The sequence below is a fragment of the Acidovorax sp. genome, assembly GCF_021287135.1.
Taxonomy (GTDB): Bacteria; Pseudomonadota; Gammaproteobacteria; order Burkholderiales; family Burkholderiaceae_C; genus Acidovorax.
The window spans coordinates 82845-99104 of record NZ_JAJTBB010000015.1; the positions used below are offsets into that span (position 1 = coordinate 82845).

Here is a 16260-nt window from a genome sequence, read left to right on the forward strand (position 1 = left end):
TTCTGCATGCGTCAATGGATCCGTACCGGCCTGCGGGCCAACCGGGGCTTTATCGTCTTTTTGCTGTGCCTGGGGGTGTTTCGCACCGCCATCGCCGACTGGAACCCCATTCCCTCGGGCTCCATGCGCCCGACGCTGCTGGAGGGCGACGTGGTGTTCGTCAACCGGCTGGCCTACGACCTGAAGCTCCCCCTGACCGACGTGGTGCTGGCGCACTTGGGGGAACCCCAGCGGGGCGACGTGGTCACCTTTGCTTCGCCGCTGGACGGCACGCGGCTCATCAAGCGCATCGCCGCCCTGCCGGGTGATACCGTGGAGATGCGCGACGAGGTGCTTTATCTCAATGGCGAGCCGGCCCGCTACGACGCACCGGAGACGGTGGTGGAAGCGCTGGCCGAAGTCGGCGCCCAGGTACCTGCCGTCCGGTGGACCGAGCACCTGCAGGGGCATGAACGGCGCGTCCAGTGGCTGCAAGGGGTGTCCGCCCGCAAGAACTTCGGCCCCGTCACCGTGCCGCCGGCGCAGTACCTGATGCTGGGCGACAACCGGGACAACAGCGCCGACTCGCGCTACATCGGCTTCGTGCCGCGCCACCTGCTCATCGGGCAGGCCCGGCGGGTGATGGTGTCGGCCGACATCCTCACCAACTGGCTGCCGCGCTGGGACCGCTTCGGGCGCGGAATCTGAGGCGCGTCGCCGTTGTTCACGCCGGGGAGGATTCGCCCGGGGACGCCTGAGGCGTTTGGGGCGTTTCGGGCGTTTGGGCGGGCAGCGAAAGCGTGAACGTGGAACCCTGGCCGACCTGCGATTCCACCGACAGCGTGCCCCCCAGCAGCCCGGCGAGCGCACGCGAGAGCGACAGGCCCAGCCCCGTGCCCCCGTGCTCGTAGCTGATGCGGGCGTGGCCCTGGCTGAACTTCTCGAAGATGACGCCGTGCAGCTCGCGGGGGATGCCCGGGCCGGTGTCCGTCACGCGCAGCAGCACCTGCTGCCCGCTGGCATCCATGCCGACGGCCAGGCGCACACCGCCGGCCGGGGTGAACTTGATCGCGTTGGACAACAGGTTGTTCAGGATCTGCTTGAGCTTGAGGCGGTCCGTCACCACGGTCTGCGGGACCGCCGGCGCGGTGGTCACCTCCAGCGCCAGCGACTTGGCCGCTGCGCTCACGCGGAAAAGCTCCACCACCTCGTTCACCAAGTCCCGCAAGGGCACGGGCTCGGAGTGGGTGGGCATGGCGCCGGCCTCGATGCGGGCCAGGTCGAGGATCTCGGTAAGTAACGCGTTGAGGTGCTCTGCGCCCTGGCGGATGTAGCCCGCCTGTTCGCGCGTCTGCGGATCCTTGCTGCGCAGCTCCATCAGTTCGGCAAAGCCGCGGATGCCGGTCAGTGGGGTGCGCAGCTCGTGCGACATGGCGGCCAGGAACTCGCTCTTGGCCTGGTTGGCGCGCTGGGCATGCGCCTCGCTGTGCTCCAGCGCTGCGTGGCTGATGGCCAGCCGGCGGATGCTGCCCAGAAACACCGCGACAAAGGCCACCACCATGATGCTCAGCAGCACCGTGAGCCACAGCACGGTGTTGCGCGTGGTGCGCCAGGGCGCAAAGGCCTGCTGCTCCGACGTGCCGCTGAGCACGGCCAGCGGGTAGCTGCCGACCCGGCTGTAGCCGATGATGCGCGACAGCCCATCGGAGGACCCCGTCAGCAGGGCGCCGCTGTTCTTGTCGCGGACTGCAGTGAGCAGCGGGGGCGGCAGCGGCCTGTCCACGCTGGCGGTGGCGCCACCCAGGACCCGCACGCGGATGGCGCCGTCCAGGCCCGCCAGCACCACGCCCCCCTCGCTGCCCAGCTCCACGCCACGGTACACGTCGGCGAAGTGCGACGGGTTGAGCGAGGCCACCACCACGCCGAGCGTGCGCCCGTCAGCGCCGACCACCTTGCGCGAAAGCTGGATGGTGGATACGCCCGACACCTTGCCCAGCACCGCGCGCCCGATGAAGAGTCCGTTGTACAGCATGCCCTGCGGGCCGGGGGCCTGCGCGGGCGGCAACAGATGCACGCCGATGTGGTTGCGCTCCAGCAGGTTTACGTGGTTGCTGCGCGAACCATCGGGGTCGAGGTTGCTGCCCTGGAAGCGGCCTTCGGCGTCCACGAAGGACAGCTGGGTCAGGATGTGCGGCACCATCCCGGTTTCGTTGGCGATGCTGATGAAGTCCTGGCTCTCCAGCGGGCCGTCGCGGGCCGTGTTCTCCAGCCGCGACATCGCCTGGTCCACCGTGTCCAGGATGCGCAGGGTGTGCTCCTTCAGGGCCAGGGCGGTGTTGGTGTTCTGGCGCATCTCGGCGCTCAGCGTCTCGTTCCACTGCCAGCGCAGCAGGGCCGCCATCGTGGCCCAGGCGCTCAGCAGCACCAGCGCGCTGAAAACGCAGGCCACCACGAAGTACATCTGGGCGGGGTTGCGCCGCCACCGGGCGAGGCGGGGGAGCTGGATCATGTGAGCGTGGCCGGCATGGTGTCGGTGTACTCGGCAGTGAGCAGCATGATGTGGAAGATGGTACCCCCATCCGGCGCATTGGTCGCGTGGATGCGGCCGCCGTGCGCGGTGAGAATCTTGCGGCAGATTGCCAGCCCCAGGCCCGTGCCGCCCGAGCCGTCGCGCGTCTTGCTCGACTGCACGAAGGCCTGGAACACGGTCTCAAGCTCGGCGGGCGGTATGCCCGGCCCCTGGTCGCGCACCTGGATGTGGATGCTGTGGTCGGCGGCGATGCCGGCCTGGATGTCGATGATGGTGTCTTCGGGCGAGAACTTCACCGCGTTGCCGAGCACGTTGCGCACCACCTGCTGGAAGCGTGCGGGGTCCACCTTGGCCACCAGGGGCACGCGGCCCAGGCGCAGGCTCAGGCTCAGGCGCTTGGAGCCGAGCAGCAGTTCCATCTCGGCGGCCACGTCCTCGATGAGGTCGCGCACGTCAGCGCGTTCGAAATGGAAGGCGCCGACGGTGCTTTCGATCTTGGCGATGTCCAGCAGGTCATTGACCAGCACCAGCATGCGCTGGCCCGCGTCGTGGATCTCTCCGAACATGGAGGCCAGCTGGGTCTGGTGCCGCCCCCGCGCCGTGCCCAGCTCCGAGAAGCCCAGGATGGACTGCAGCGGCGTGCGCAGCTCGTGACTGATGTTGGCCACGAATTCCGACTTGGCGCGGGACGCCTCTTCGGCCAGGTCGCGGGCGGCCAGGAATTCGGTGATGTCCATGGTGGCCGTCAGGATGCCCACCGGCTGGTGGCCGTGGGCGGTGACGAGCACCTTGGTGATCTGCACGTCGCGGTAGCTGCCATCGGGGCGGCGCAGGCGTTCCTCGTAGCGGATGCGGCCGCCCTGGCGCAGCAGCTGGTCGTCGTGCGCACCGTAGGCCTGGGCCTCGTGGGAGGGCAGCACGTCGGCGTTGCGGCGGCCCAGCACGTCGGCACGGTCCAGGGCCGTGAAGTCCTCCCAGGCCTGGTTGACCGACAGCAGGCGCCCGTCCGGCGCTGTCATGCAGATGGGCAGCGGGCTGCACTCCAGCACCTGGGCGGTGAACTCCAGCTGCTCCTGCAGGCGCTGCTGCACGGCCAGCAGGTCGGTCACGTCGGCGGCGCTGCCCGCAAAGCCGCGCAGCTTGCCCGTGCGGTCCCGCAGGGGCACGACCGCAATGTCCAGCGCACGCGTCTCGCCCTCGGGGCCGCTCAGGTGTACCTGGGCCATGCGCACCCCGGCCGGCCCCGCGGCATCGAACAGCGTGTCGATGGCGGCGCGGTCCTCGGCCTGGACCACGTCCCGCAGGTGCTGGCCGCGGGCGGCCTCCGCGGGCTGGCTGGTGAGGGCATGCCAGCGCGGATTCACGAAGCGGATCATGCCCTCGGCGTCGGTGCGGAAGATGAGTTCCTGCACGCTCTTGAACAGCACGGAGAGTTCCTGCTCCCGGCGTGCCGTCTCCAGCTGGGCCTCGTCCCGCTCGCGCTGGGCGGCTTCCCGTGCGCGGGCATTGCGCCACGAGGCACGGGTCAGCAGCCCGATCACGGCCAGCGCCACCACCATGAACAGCAGCGGCCCGCGCAGCGAGCGCAGCCATTGCTGGGTGGTGGCTGCATAGGGCTGCTCCACGAGGGTCACCACCGGGTGGCTGTTGGAAAGGTGCCAGGCGCCCAGGCTGGAGTCGGCGCGAAACGTGGGCAGCGGCCCGTAGGTTCCTTTGCGTCCGGGAAGGGACTTCTGGAACAACGGATGCACCCCCAGATTGCTGCTGGGAGACAGGGTGTCGTTGCCGACCTGCGTCAGCAAGGTGCCGTTGTCCAGGACCAGCAACACCTGGGTGCGGGCGGGTGCGGCTTCCATCAGCTGCTGCTGGTAGGTGGCCAGAGCGTCCGGGCTGATCTGTGCGATGAGCAGCACCGAAGAAGCCGGCGACAGCTGCACGCGCCGTGCCACGGGAATGAACCCCAGGCCGGCGGGCACGGCCGGGCTGCGATCGCCCTGCGCCAGCGTCCGCCCTCCCACCCACGGCCCGATGACCACGCGGTCGTCGTCCAGGGCCCCCAGGTGCAGGCGCTGCAGGTCCACCCGACCCCGGCGGTCCGCAGGGGTGGTGGAGGCCAGCACCTGGCCCTGCGGGCTCACCACGGCAATGCTGCGCAGGAACGGCAGGCCCTGCAGGCGGTAGGACTGCTGCGCCTCCAGCTGGGCAAGGGACTGGCCCTCTGCGCCCAGGCCTTTGGCCAGGATGTCCAGCGCCAGCTTGGTGTTGTCAAACACCTGCGTGCTGTGCGCTTCCATCACGCTGGCCAGCAGTTCGAGCTGCCGGCGGTCTTGTGCCTCGGTGCGGCGCAGCTCCAGCCACATCAGCCCCGCCGTGCCGATGAGCACGCACAGGATGAGCAGCAAGCCGCTGGTCAGGACCCTGCTGCTCGCGAGGTCGGCGAAGCGGCGCTGGAGGTGGGGAAAAGGGCGTTTCATAACGGAGGCGTGGGGGAATCGGTCAGTTCAGGAGGATGCGTTCGAGCCCGTGGCGCCGGGCGGCGGCGCCCAGCCGGCCGTCCTGGCGCACGCGTTCGATGAACGCGTTCAGGGTGGCCAGCCATTCCGGATCGCCGGGCTTGACGGCATGGGCATAGGGCAGCACGTGGAAGGGCTTGGGCGGGCTCAGCAAGGCTGCCCATTCCGTGCTTTCGGTCAGCGCGCGGCCGTAGGGGTAGTCGGTCATGAAGACATCCACGCGGCCCGCGGCCAGTTCCCGTTCGCGTGTCTCGGGCAGCCGGATGGACACCAGGCCCGCGTACTGCAGCCGCTGGCGCAGCACGGTTTCCATGAACGTGCCGGCCTGCACGCCGACCAGCACGCCGGGCTGGTCGATGTCGCTCCACTGGCGCACCACGCGGCTGGTGCGGGTGGTCACCGCATAGATGTCGCTTTGCAGATAAGGCGTGGCGAACTGCAGCTGTTCCGTGCGCCGCGCCAGCATGGCGATGCCGAACATGGCCACGTCGCAGGTGCTGGACAGGAGGTCGGGCACCAGGGTCACGAACGACGAGTCCACAAAACGCAGCCGCACCCGCAGGTCGGACGCCAGGGCGGTGGCCAGGTCAATGTCCAGGCCGCCGAGCTGGCCTGAGCGCGGGTCGCGGAAGGTGATGCGCTGGTACTCCGGCCAGATGCACACCCGGACCTCGCCGCGGGCCTGCACGCGGTCCAGCACCTCGCCGGCCGTGGCGGGCAGGCAGGCAAGGGTCCACAGCGCCGCGAGCGCCGCCAGCGCGGCGGCCCATGCGCGGCGGCGCGGGGCGTGCGCTGTCATACGGCCTCCTGCGCAATGTCTGCCAGGTCCGAAAACGCCATGCGGGTGCGTGTGACGCGCTCGCGCAGGGCCCGGATGGCAGTGCTGTGGCGCACAAAGCAGTCCACGAGGTCCGGGTCGAAGGCTTTTCCCCGTTCTGCCTGCACCATCTCCACGGTCTTCTCGTGGCTGAGCGCGGGTCGGTACACCCGGTCCATGGTCAGGGCGTCGTAGTAATCCACCAGCGACACGATGCGTCCGGACAGCGGAATGGCCCGTCCCGCGAGCTGGTTGGGGTAGCCGCTGCCGTCCCATCGCTCGTGGTGCGTGAGGGCGATCTCGGCCGCCATCTGGAACAGCGCAATGCGCGATTTGCCGAGGATGTCCGCACCGATCAGCGGGTGCCGGTTCATGATGGCGCGCTCCTGAGGAGTGAACGGGCCGGGCTTTTTCAGCACATGGTCCGGGATGCCGATCTTGCCGATGTCGTGCATGGGCGCGGCCTTGCGCAGCGTGAGCGCATAGTCCTGCGGCTGCCCCAGGAACAGGGCCATCGCCTCGGCGAGGAACCCGATGCGCACGATGTGCACGCCGGTGTCGTCATCCTTGTATTCGGCCGCCTGCGCCAGCAGAAAGAGCGCCTCATGGTGGGCGCGGGCCACTTCCTGCAGCGCCTGGTTGCGCTCCTGGTACATGCGCCCCAGGTCGGAGATGATCGTCTCCATCTGGACCGCCGCTGCCGGCGCGAACTGGGTGGCCTCGCGGGCGGGCGGCATCATGGGGCGGCGCCCGCGGTGCCCAGGCTGTTGATGGTCTCGATCAGCTTCAGGGGGCTGAAAGGCTTGAGCAGGTAGGCGTCGGCGCCGGCCATCATCCCGGCCTCGATGTCCTGGCTCTGCCCCCGGGCCGTCAGCAGCACCACCCAGGGGCAGCCCAGCGCCGGGTCGCTCTTGACCCTCCGGCACAGCTCCAGGCCGTCCATGCTGCCGGGCATCATGACGTCCAGCAGCAGCAACTGGGGACGCCACTGCTGCACGGCGGCCAGTCCCTCGTCGGCATTGACCGCCTCGTGGATCTCATGGTCCTCGAACTCCAGGGTCATGCGGATCAGGCGGCGGATGTCCGCATGGTCTTCAATAATCAGGATGCGTTGGCTCATGGCGGCAGGTCGTATTTGAATGTATCAATTTTATCATAAAAATGATTTCTTGAAGTGATAAAATCTGCCGCATGGAATCAAGCCAATGGGACTCTTTGCCGGCGGACTGCAGCACGCGTGACGTGGCGCGGGTCCTGGGCATGGCCGTGCGGTCCGTGCAACTGATGGTGGACCGCGGCGAACTGGACGCCTGGAAGACACCGGGCGGCCACCGCCGCATTGCCAAGGCCTCCGTCGAGCGGTGGCTGGCCCAGCGTCAGGCGCCGCCTGGGGCCGGCCCGGCCCCAGGCGCTGCGGCGCCGCTGCCGGCCGCCGGGGCCCGCGGAGCGGCTGCCACGCCGGCACCGGCCGCGTTGCCGCCTGAAGGCCGGGGCGCCGCCGCGCAGCGTGTGCTGCTGATCGAGGATTCGGTGCACTTTCAGACGCTGGTCAAGCTGCTGATGTCCCACCACTTCCCGGGCATCGAACTGCATGTGGCCGAAGACGGGATCGTGGGGCTGGCGATGGCGGGCGAACTGCAGCCGGACGTGCTCATCGTCGACATCCTCCTGCCCGGCATTGACGGCGCCACCCTGATTGCGCGCCTGCGCAGCCACCCCCAGTTCCAGCGCAGCCGGCTCATCGTCGTGACCTCGCTGGACGAGGACCAGCGCGGCCCGTATGCCTTTGCACTGGCGGGGCTGCCCGTGGTGCACAAGCCCTTGCTGGCACAAGAGCTGCCCGCCTTGCTGGCCGGCCTGCTGGCGCAACAGCCCGCGAAACAGCTGGCGCCCCGGCCCTGAGCCCGCGGCCCCGGCGGCTCGGCCTTCTTTCGGCCCGCTCCCTGAAAGGACTGTGATGGTGACGACGCTGCCGCGCGTTTTGCTGGTGGAGGACGACGCCCACGTGCGCCGGTTCGTCCAGCTGGCGCTGGAGGATCTGGACATCGCCCTCGTGCCCTGTGCCACGCTGGCCGAGGCGCGGAATGCATGGAGCGCAGGCCCGGCCGCCGTGGTGCTGACCGACCTCACCCTGCCCGATGGTTCGGGCCTGGACCTGCTGTCGGGGCTGGCCGCAGCGCAGGCGGGCGGGGCCGCCGCGGCGTGCCGGATGGTGGTTTTCAGCGGCGGCGTCGACGGCGCCGCCGAGCGCCAGCTGGCAGCGCTGAAAGTCTGGCGCGTGCTGCGCAAACCGGCTTCGGTGGGCGCCCTGATCGGGTGCATTTCGGACGCGCTGGCCAGCCTGGCTGCGGCCCCGCCAGGGGATGCGGGCGCGCCGCCGGCCGCGCCGGCGCGCGACCCGGCCGTGGAGTTCTTCGGAGGCGACCGGGCGCTCTATGCCGCCTATCGCCAGGCCTGCCTGGCCCAGTTCGCGCACGACCTGGCGGCGGGCGATGCGGCCATGGCGGCGGCCGACGGCGCGGCCGTGCAGCGCGTGGCGCACAACCTGAAATCGGTGCTGACGATGCTGGGCGAGGGCGGCGCAGCCCGTCTGGCGCGCGCCACCGAAGAGCTGGCCGCGGAGGGGGGCGCGGTCGGCGCACCCCTGGCGCAGGCTTGGCTGCGCCTGCGCCAGCAGGTGGCCGCGGTGGTTGCGGCCGGCTGATCCGGGCGGCGCTGGCGCCGGCCAGCCCCTTGCCGCAAAAGCCCGGCCCTGATCCGCCACAAAAAAAGCCACCCGAAGGTGGCCAAGAGGGATGCACAGGGAAAGAAGTCGGGCCGCAGGCGCTACCCGGGGTAGGCAAGCCGGCCCGGCGCCGCCGGCAGGGCGGGGCGGGCGGAGCCGGACGGTGATGGCAGGGCGCCGTGGCGCGCGGTGTCCGCGGCGGCCACCTTGAACGCCGACACCACGTTCACCAGCTCTGCCGCCTGGTGGTTGAGGCTGGTGGCTGCGGCGGCCATTTCCTCCACCAGGGCGGCGTTCTGCTGCGTGGCCTGGTCCATCTGCGTGACGGCCTCGTTGACCTGGTCGACGCCCTGGCTCTGCTCGGAGCTGGCCGCGCTGATCTCCGCCATGATGTCGGTGACGCGGGTGATGGCACCCACCACGTCGCTCATGGTCTGGCCCGCGCGGTCCACGAGTGCGGAGCCCGCTTCCACGCGTTCCACGCTGGCGCCGATCAGCGACTTGATTTCGCGCGCGGCCTCGGCGGAACGGCTGGCCAGGTTGCGCACCTCGCTGGCGACCACCGCGAAGCCGCGGCCCTGCTCGCCGGCGCGCGCGGCTTCCACCGCGGCATTCAGGGCCAGGATGTTGGTCTGGAAGGCGATGCCGTCAATGACGCCGATGATGTCGGAGATCTTGCGGGAGCTGTCGTTGATGTCCTTCATGGTGCGCACCACGTCGGCCACCACGTCGCCGCCCTGCGTCGCGACTTCCGACGCAGTGCGGGCCAGCTGGTTGGCGTGGCGCGCGTTCTCGGCGTTCTGGCGCACGGTCGAGTTGAGCTGCTCCATGGAGGCGGCCGTCTCCTGCAGGGCGCTGGCCTGGTTCTCGGTGCGCGCCGACAGGTCGCCGTTGCCCGCCGAGATTTCCGCGCTCGCGGTGGCCACGCTGTCGGACCCCTGGCGCACCTGCGACACCACGCGGATCAGCGACGCCTGCATGTCGCCCAGCGCCTGGAGCAGGGGGCTGAACTCGTCGTTGGCCGTGTCCAGCACCTGGCCGGTCAGGTCCCCGTCGCGCACCCGGGCCGCCACGGTCTGGGCCTGGGCGACGCGGCGCTGCAGCACGCGGCCCACGTACCAGGCAAAGAGCAGCAGGCCGGCGGCAATGGCCGCCACGGCCGCCACCAGGCTGTTGAGCGTTTGCTTGGCGTCCGCTTCGATGTGCTCCAGGCTGGTGGTCAGGGCCGCGCTCTGGCGGAGCTTTTGCTTGCTCAGCATCTCCAGCACCACGTTGCGCGCGGGAATTGTCTTGGCCACCAGGTAGTCGAATGCTTCTTCCTTGTTGCCTTGCTCGATCAGCTGGACGTTCTGGACCGCAAATTGCCAGAAGCCGGCGAAGGCCTGCACCAGGGCCGCGTACTCGGCCTTTTCTTCGGCCGTGATGGCGGCCTTTTCGAGGGTGGCCTGGTCCGCGTCGATCAGCTTGCGCTTCTCGCCGATGTCCGCCAGGGTCGTCTTGAGGTCTGCGGGCGTGCGCACCAGGATGGCGTGGCGCAGCTGCAGCGAAGTGCGCGTCACGTTCAGCTCCATGGTGGCCAGGCGCAGCTGGTGGGGCACGGACTCCGTGGCCACGCTGCGGGTCTGCCGGGTGATTGCGGTGATGTTGTCCCAGGCCAGCAGCGCGACCAGCGCCAGGCAGCCGATCAGCGCGAAGGACACCAGGTACAGGCGCTGGGTGATGCCAAAGGCGTTGAAGAATTTCATGACGGATCCATGGAGGAAAGGTGGAGGGGCTGTGGGCTCAGTGCCCGGGAGGATGGCTGGCCAGTGCGGGGGCGAGGAGTTTTTCAATGTCCAGCAGGATGAGCATGCGGTCGTCCACCGAGCCGATGGCCAGCAGGTGGTCGCGGTGGAGGTCCATGTCCAGCGCGGGCACCGGGCGCAGCTGCTCGCGTTCCAGCGTCAGCACGTCCGAGACGCTGTCCACCACCACGCCGACCACGCGCTGGCCGATGTTGAGCACGATCACCACCGTCAAGGGGTCGTAGCGCGCCTCCTGCAGGCCCAGTTTCAGGCGCAAGTCGATGATGGGGACGATCACGCCGCGCAGGTTCACCACGCCCTTGAGCTCGGCGGCTGCGTTGGCAATGGCGGTGGGCTTTTCGTAGGAGCGGATTTCCTGCACGCGCAAGATGTCCACGCCATACTCCTCGGCGCCGATCTTGAAGGCCAGGAATTCGCGCAGGTCCGTCAAGGCGTTCTGAAGGCCGGCGGCGGTGGGCCGCGTGGCTTCGGTGGAGGGTGCGGTCATGTTTGATAAAAATGATAATTTCGGCAATTGTAAGAAGTTGAAATCAATTTTGTCAATTGCAACCCTGCCGATTTGATAAATTGCGGTTTCATCCCCGGTCGCGCTGCGGGGAGACGCGGGCACCTCGGCCGTGTGCCACCGGTGGGGCGGACGGGCGGCGGCCGCGCAACCGGCACAATCCGGGCCATGAAAACCCTTCGCCTTCGCCCCGGCAAAGAGCGCTCGCTGCTGCGCCGCCATCCCTGGATCTTTGAATCGGCCATCGCCAAGGGCGGCGGCGACAGCGGTGAAACGGTGCGCGTGGAATCGCACGAGGGCCAGTTTTTGGCCTGGGCGGCCTACAGTCCCAGCTCGCGCATTCGGGCGCGGGTGTGGAGCTTCGATGAGGCGCAGCGCATTGATGCTCCTTTTTTCATAGCTGCTTGCGCCCGCTCCATCATCGCTAGAGCCCGTTTTGATATCCAAAGCGATGGCGTGCGGCTGGTGCACGGCGAATCCGACGGCCTGCCCGGGCTGATCGTGGACCGCTATGGGGACACGCTGGTCGCCCAATTCACCAGCGCCGGCACCGAGCGCTGGAAGGGCGTGATCGCCGACGCGCTGCTGCGCGAGACGGGCCTTGCCAAGCTGTACGAGCGCTCGGACGCCAGCGTGCGCGCGCTGGAGGGCCTGCCGCCCGCCACCGGCTGGCTGCGCGGCGGCGAGGCGCGGCCGGGCGAGGCGCCGCCACCGCTGGAGCTGTCCATCCACGAACACCAGTGGCGGCTGACGCTGAACATCGCCGAAGGCCACAAGACGGGCTTCTACCTGGACCAGCGCGACAGCCGCAAGCGCTTTGCCGACTACGCGCAGCGGCTGGGCTTCCGGCACGTGCTCAACTGCTTTTGCTACACCGGCGGCTTTAGCGTGGCGGCCTTGGCGGGCCTGCGCGCGGCGGGTGTGGCGGCCGATGGGCATGTGACGTCCATCGATTCTTCCGGCCCCGCCCTGGAGCGCGCCCGCGCCCATGTGGCGCTCAATGGTTTCGATCCGAACCGGGCCACCTTTCTGGATGCCGACGTGAACGCCTCGCTGCGCCAGTTCCTCAAGGAAGGCCAGCGCTTTGACGCCATCATCCTGGACCCGCCCAAGTTCGCCCCCACGGCCGCGCATGCCGAGCGGGCCGCGCGCGCCTATAAGGACATCAACCGGCTGGCGCTGCAGCTGCTGTCGCCGGGCGGGGTGCTGTTCACGTTCTCGTGCTCGGGCGGCATCAGCGCCGATCTGTTCCACAAGATCGTCGCGTCCGCGGGCGCCGACGCGGGCGCGGATGGCTACATCCTGGAGCGCCTGGGCGGCGCGCCCGACCACCCGATGACACTGGAATTCCCCGAGGGCGAGTACCTCAAGGGCTTGGTGGTGATGCGCAAAGGGTGAGGTCGCAGGGTTGAAGCGCGCGGCGCCTGCGGGGGCTTGACACCCTCGCTACACTGAAAAATTACACCCTGGCTGCACGCGCACGGCGCCCGCGCCGGCCGCAGCAGGCCCCGATCACGCATTGAAAGACGACCCATGGCACTGATCCCTGTCACCATCCTCACCGGCTTCCTGGGCTCGGGCAAGACCACCCTGCTCAAGCGCCTGCTCTCCGAAGCCCACGGCCAGAAGATCGCCGTCATCGAAAACGAGTTCGGCGAAGAGAACATCGACAACGACATCCTGGTGACCGAATCCAAGGAGCAGATCGTGCAGATGAGCAACGGCTGCATCTGCTGCACCATCCGCGAAGACCTGCGCGAGACACTGCAGCTGCTGGCCGCCAAGAAGCGCAAGAACCTGCTGGAGTTCGACCGCATCGTCATTGAGACCACCGGCGTGGCCGACCCGGGCCCCGTGGCGCAGACCTTCTTCATGGATGAAGAGATCGCCGAGACCTACCTCATCGACTCCATCATCACGCTGGTGGACGCCAAGCACGCGCCCCAGCAGCTCAACGACCGCCAGGAGGCGCGCCGCCAGGTGGGTTTTGCCGACCAGATCTTCCTGTCCAAGACCGACCTGGTGTCCAAGGAGGAAACCGACGCGCTGATCCACCGCCTCAAGCACATGAACCCGCGCGCGCCCATCAAGGCGGTGCACTTCGGCGAGGTGCCGCTCAACGAGGTGCTGGACCTGCGGGGCTTCAACCTGAGCGCCAAGCTGGACATTGACCCCGAGTTCCTGCAGGAAGAAGAAGGCCACGGCGACCACGGCCATGACCATGACCATGTGCACGGTGAGCACTGCAACCACCCGTCGCACCAGCACGGCCATGACCACGGGCACCACCATCACCACGACGACGACGTGAAGAGCTTTGTCTTCCGCTCCGACCGCCCCTTCGACCCCGCGAAGCTGGAGGATTTCCTCGGCGCCATTGTCAACATTTATGGTCCGCGCATGCTGCGCTACAAGGGCGTCCTCCATATGAAGGGCACCGAACGCAAGGTGATCTTCCAGGGCGTGCACCAGCTCATGGGCAGTGACCTGGGGCCCCAATGGGCCGAGGGCGAGGCGCGTACCAGCAAGATGGTGTTTATCGGCATCGACCTGCCCAAGGACATCTTCCTGCAGGGCCTGGAGCAAAGCCTCGCCTGAAAAACCGCGCCGCAGGGGCCGCCGCGGGGCGGTTTGTGTTGTATCTGCAACGTTTCTGCTGGCGCCAGTCCAGGTCGATACAATCGCGCCCCGGTAAAACCCCGGAAGGCTTGCCACCCGCCCCTGTCTGCTCGCGCGGCCGGGGCCCGCCCGTATTGCGAGGAGACCAGGAAGTGAAAGCCGACACCAGCAAATCCAAGGGGGCCACCAAAGCAACCCCGGCCGCGGCCAAAAGCACTGCTGCAGTCCCGTCGGCGCCCAAGGCGGCTGCCAAGGGCGTTGGCGGCAAGGCGGCGGCTGCAGCACCCAAGGTCTCGGCGCCTGCCGCCGCGGCGCCGGCGCAGGCGGATTTGCAGGTACCCGTGCGCACAACCCGGCCTTCTTCCCGATTGGCCCAATTGACCGTACCATCCATGGCGCAGGCAGTGGCCTCAACCGCCGCCAAAGCCAGTTACCAACACACCATGCCCACGACCGCGCAAGCGCAGCCCTCTGTGATCGCTGCCAAAAAAGACCCCAAGCTGGCGAACAACTGGAAAACCAAGTCCGCCGCCGAGTTGACCGACGCCGAAGTCATGGCCATGCCTGACAGCGAGTACATGAACGAGAAGCAGATGGCGTTCTTTCGCCACAAGCTCGTGCAGCTCAAGCAGGACATCCACAACAGCGCGGGCGAAACCACGGAGCACCTGCGGGAAGACACCGTGGTGGTGCCCGACCCGGCCGACCGCGCCACCATCGAAGAAGAACACGCGCTGGAACTGCGCACCCGCGACCGCGAACGCAAGCTGCTCAAGAAGATCGAGCAGTCGATCGCGCGCATCGACGCGGGCGATTACGGCTACTGCGACGAAACCGGCGAACCCATCGGTGTGGGCCGCCTGATTGCCCGCCCGACCGCCACCCTGTCGCTGGAAGCGCAACAACGCCGCGAACTGAAACAGAAGATGTTCGGTGATTGATCCGGCCGCCTGCGGCCTGATTCATCCCATTCCAGAGCACCCCGAGCCATGAGCAAGGAAGAAACCACCCCTGGCGGACTGCTATCGAAGGTGGTACGGTTCGTGAAGAACCCGACGGTGAACTGGACCGAACTGGACTCCATCCAGGACGATCGGGAGAGCCAGTACAGCAAGCAGATGCTCAAGGAGATGATCGAGCGCAAGCGCCGCAACGACTTCGTGCGGCGCCGCGAATTCGATCAGCTGCGCAAGCTGCGGCGGCGCGAGGCCCTGCAGGGGCAGCGCACGGAAGACCCCACCGCCCGGCCTTCGTTCTTCCAGAGCAGCATGGCGTCGCCGGACGACCGCGCCGTCACGCTCAAGAAGATCGACGAGATCGAAGCGCAGATGTCGCAGCAGTGGTGGAAGAGCAAGCAGGGCGCCGACGCTCCCACGCAGCCCGCCACGGTGCCGGCGGCCGGCGGGGCGGCGGAAATCACCGAATCGCAGCACGCCCGGGCCTATGCGCCCACTGCGCCCGGCAGCCTGCCAGCGCCCGTGGAGGCCAAGGCCAGCGTGCCGCCGCTGTTCGCCGACGACAGCATGGCGGTGGGCCAATTCGGTGCCAAGGATGCGCAGATGCTGGCAGCCACCGGCTCCGAGGAAGCCGCCCTTGGCACTGCGGCCCTTTACACGCCAACGCCCCCGCCCGAACCGGAGGAATTCGTGCACGAACCCGACCTGGAAGAAGCGGCCATCCGGTTTGCCAACGGCGACCACGCCGGCGCGGAAGCCGGCCTGCTGGACGTGCTGGCCCAGCACCAGCAAGACCCGCCGGAGCAACAGCTGGAAATCTGGATGACCCTGTTCGACCTGTACCGTGCCACGGGGCAGCAGGACAGGTTTGAAACCCTGGCCATCGACTTCGCAGCCCGGTACAGCCGCTCCGCGCCGCTGTGGTTCTCGATGCCCGAACAACTGGGCATGGCGCCCGTGACGGCGCAGGCCGCCGCGCCCAGCGCGGCCGCTGCTCCCGTGCGCCGCGATTTCCACTGGAACGCGCCGGCCACGCTGGCCGTGTCCTCGGTGGCGGCACTGCAGGCCTCGCTGGCACGCGCAGCATCGCCCTGGACGCTGTCGTGGGCGCGGCTGGTGTCCATCGACGAAGCGGCCGTGCCGTTGCTGGCGGACCAGTTCACGCAATGGGGCGAGCGGGACGGCCAGCTGGTGTTCTCGGGCGTGGAAAAACTCAATGCCCTGCTGGAAGCCAAGACCCAGTCCGGCGACCGCGCCACGAGCCCCGAATGGTGGCGGCTGCGCATGGCGGCGCTGCGCCTCATGGGCAAGCCGGAAGAGTTCGAGCTGGTGGCCCTGGACTACTGCGTGACCTACGAGGTCTCGCCGCCCTCCTGGGCCTCTCCGCGCTGCGGCTATTCGGACAACGAAGGCGTTTCGTCCGGCGCGGCACCGCTGGCGGCGGACAGCGACTTCGCGGCTTCCGATCTGGGCGAGGGTGCCGCTGCGCAAGAGGCAGCCCCCGTGGCCCAGCTCAGCGGCCATGTGGAGGGCGATGCGGCGCCGCTGCTGGAGCCCTTCGCAGCGATGCTGCGCCCCGGCGTGCCCTTCACCATTGCCTGCGACAAGCTGATCCGCGTCGATTTCGCGGCCGCAGGCTCGGTGCTGAACTGGGCGGCCGAGCAGCAGGGGCAGGGCCATGTCGTCCAGTTCCACAACCTGCAGCGGTTGGTGGCGATCTTCTTCAACGTGATCGGCATCAACGAGCACGCCTGGGTGGTCCCGCGCAAGAACTGACGCGCGCCGCCGGGGCGGCCGTTGCGGGGCGGGAC

The 16260-nt window shown here is 68.5% G+C and carries 14 protein-coding genes; 7 read left to right on the forward strand and 7 right to left on the reverse strand.

Going from position 1 to position 16260, the window contains the following annotated elements:
- The first annotated feature begins 6 nt into the window (after window positions 1-6).
- Complete coding sequence (gene lepB / locus LWW96_RS03455) at window positions 7-687, forward strand: signal peptidase I (protein ID WP_291484272.1); 681 nt, start codon at window positions 7-9, stop codon at window positions 685-687.
- A gap of 16 nt (window positions 688-703) precedes the next feature.
- On the opposite strand, the gene LWW96_RS03460 is transcribed toward lepB, so the two are convergent.
- From LWW96_RS03460 to LWW96_RS03480, 5 genes are read right to left on the reverse strand one after another with little or no spacing between them, the layout of a single operon-like run.
- A complete protein-coding gene (locus LWW96_RS03460) occupies window positions 704-2488 on the reverse strand; it encodes an ATP-binding protein (RefSeq protein ID WP_291484273.1) in 1785 nt (594 codons plus the stop codon).
- Window positions 2485-4983 carry an ATP-binding protein gene (locus LWW96_RS03465; RefSeq protein ID WP_291484274.1) on the reverse strand — a complete coding sequence of 833 codons (2499 nt, stop codon included), beginning with the start codon at window positions 4981-4983 and terminating at the stop codon, window positions 2485-2487. Before LWW96_RS03465 ends, LWW96_RS03460 begins: the two co-directional genes overlap by 4 nt.
- Before the next feature lie 22 nt (window positions 4984-5005).
- Complete coding sequence (locus LWW96_RS03470; protein WP_291484275.1) at window positions 5006-5821, reverse strand: ABC transporter substrate-binding protein; 816 nt, start codon at window positions 5819-5821, stop codon at window positions 5006-5008.
- A complete protein-coding gene (locus tag LWW96_RS03475; protein WP_291484276.1) occupies window positions 5818-6579 on the reverse strand; it encodes an HD domain-containing phosphohydrolase in 762 nt (253 codons plus the stop codon). Before LWW96_RS03475 ends, LWW96_RS03470 begins: the two co-directional genes overlap by 4 nt.
- Window positions 6576-6959 (reverse strand): response regulator, encoded by a 384-nt coding sequence (locus LWW96_RS03480; protein ID WP_291484277.1) that lies wholly within the window; start codon window positions 6957-6959, stop codon window positions 6576-6578. The genes LWW96_RS03475 and LWW96_RS03480 overlap by 4 nt, the downstream gene beginning before the upstream one ends.
- Window positions 6960-7030: 71 nt before the next feature.
- Here LWW96_RS03480 and LWW96_RS03485 point away from each other — a divergent pair, with 71 nt between their 5' ends.
- Together LWW96_RS03485 and LWW96_RS03490 are read left to right on the forward strand one after the other, a co-directional pair.
- The gene (locus LWW96_RS03485) at window positions 7031-7741 is read left to right on the forward strand and encodes a response regulator (RefSeq protein ID WP_291484278.1); all 711 of its coding nucleotides are present in this window, start codon (window positions 7031-7033) and stop codon (window positions 7739-7741) included.
- Between the two features lie 58 nt (window positions 7742-7799).
- Entirely contained in the window at window positions 7800-8543 is a 744-nt protein-coding gene (locus LWW96_RS03490; protein ID WP_291484279.1) for a response regulator, read from the forward strand.
- A 122-nt stretch (window positions 8544-8665) separates the two neighbouring features.
- Here the strand turns inward: LWW96_RS03490 and LWW96_RS03495 are convergent, their stop codons facing one another.
- Both LWW96_RS03495 and LWW96_RS03500 read right to left on the reverse strand, forming a co-directional pair.
- Window positions 8666-10309: a methyl-accepting chemotaxis protein gene (locus LWW96_RS03495; protein WP_291484280.1), complete on the reverse strand. Its 1644-nt coding sequence runs from the start codon at window positions 10307-10309 to the stop codon at window positions 8666-8668.
- Window positions 10310-10346: 37 nt separating this feature from the next.
- Entirely contained in the window at window positions 10347-10856 is a 510-nt protein-coding gene (locus tag LWW96_RS03500) for a chemotaxis protein CheW (RefSeq protein WP_291484281.1), read from the reverse strand.
- A 186-nt stretch (window positions 10857-11042) separates the two neighbouring features.
- On the opposite strand from LWW96_RS03500, the gene LWW96_RS03505 reads away from it, so the two are divergent.
- The 4 genes from LWW96_RS03505 to LWW96_RS03520 all read left to right on the forward strand — a co-directional run bounded on the left by LWW96_RS03505 (window position 11043) and on the right by LWW96_RS03520 (window position 16225).
- The gene (locus LWW96_RS03505; protein ID WP_291484282.1) at window positions 11043-12272 is read left to right on the forward strand and encodes a class I SAM-dependent methyltransferase; all 1230 of its coding nucleotides are present in this window, start codon (window positions 11043-11045) and stop codon (window positions 12270-12272) included.
- A gap of 135 nt (window positions 12273-12407) precedes the next feature.
- Window positions 12408-13472, forward strand: coding sequence for a GTP-binding protein (locus LWW96_RS03510; protein ID WP_291484283.1), 1065 nt, complete (start codon window positions 12408-12410; stop codon window positions 13470-13472).
- Window positions 13473-13645: 173 nt separating this feature from the next.
- Complete coding sequence (gene dksA / locus LWW96_RS03515; RefSeq protein WP_291484284.1) at window positions 13646-14434, forward strand: RNA polymerase-binding protein DksA; 789 nt, start codon at window positions 13646-13648, stop codon at window positions 14432-14434.
- A gap of 48 nt (window positions 14435-14482) precedes the next feature.
- Window positions 14483-16225: an STAS domain-containing protein gene (locus tag LWW96_RS03520; protein WP_291484285.1), complete on the forward strand. Its 1743-nt coding sequence runs from the start codon at window positions 14483-14485 to the stop codon at window positions 16223-16225.
- Window positions 16226-16260: the final 35 nt, after the last annotated feature.

Bases quoted from the DNA above. Each gene is read 5' to 3' on its own strand.
- LWW96_RS03460 (WP_291484273.1), bottom strand. From the start codon at position 2,488: ATGATCCAGCTCCCCCGCCTCGCCCGGTGGCGGCGCAACCCCGCCCAG.
- LWW96_RS03465 (WP_291484274.1), bottom strand. From the start codon at position 4,983: ATGAAACGCCCTTTTCCCCACCTCCAGCGCCGCTTCGCCGACCTCGCG.
- LWW96_RS03505 (WP_291484282.1), top strand. From the start codon at position 11,043: ATGAAAACCCTTCGCCTTCGCCCCGGCAAAGAGCGCTCGCTGCTGCGC.
- LWW96_RS03520 (WP_291484285.1), top strand. From the start codon at position 14,483: ATGAGCAAGGAAGAAACCACCCCTGGCGGACTGCTATCGAAGGTGGTA.
- LWW96_RS03480 (WP_291484277.1), bottom strand. From the start codon at position 6,959: ATGAGCCAACGCATCCTGATTATTGAAGACCATGCGGACATCCGCCGC.
- LWW96_RS03510 (WP_291484283.1), top strand. From the start codon at position 12,408: ATGGCACTGATCCCTGTCACCATCCTCACCGGCTTCCTGGGCTCGGGC.
- LWW96_RS03485 (WP_291484278.1), top strand. From the start codon at position 7,031: ATGGAATCAAGCCAATGGGACTCTTTGCCGGCGGACTGCAGCACGCGT.
- LWW96_RS03470 (WP_291484275.1), bottom strand. From the start codon at position 5,821: ATGACAGCGCACGCCCCGCGCCGCCGCGCATGGGCCGCCGCGCTGGCG.
- LWW96_RS03495 (WP_291484280.1), bottom strand. From the start codon at position 10,309: ATGAAATTCTTCAACGCCTTTGGCATCACCCAGCGCCTGTACCTGGTG.
- LWW96_RS03475 (WP_291484276.1), bottom strand. From the start codon at position 6,579: ATGATGCCGCCCGCCCGCGAGGCCACCCAGTTCGCGCCGGCAGCGGCG.
- lepB (WP_291484272.1), top strand. From the start codon at position 7: ATGCGTCAATGGATCCGTACCGGCCTGCGGGCCAACCGGGGCTTTATC.
- LWW96_RS03500 (WP_291484281.1), bottom strand. From the start codon at position 10,856: ATGACCGCACCCTCCACCGAAGCCACGCGGCCCACCGCCGCCGGCCTT.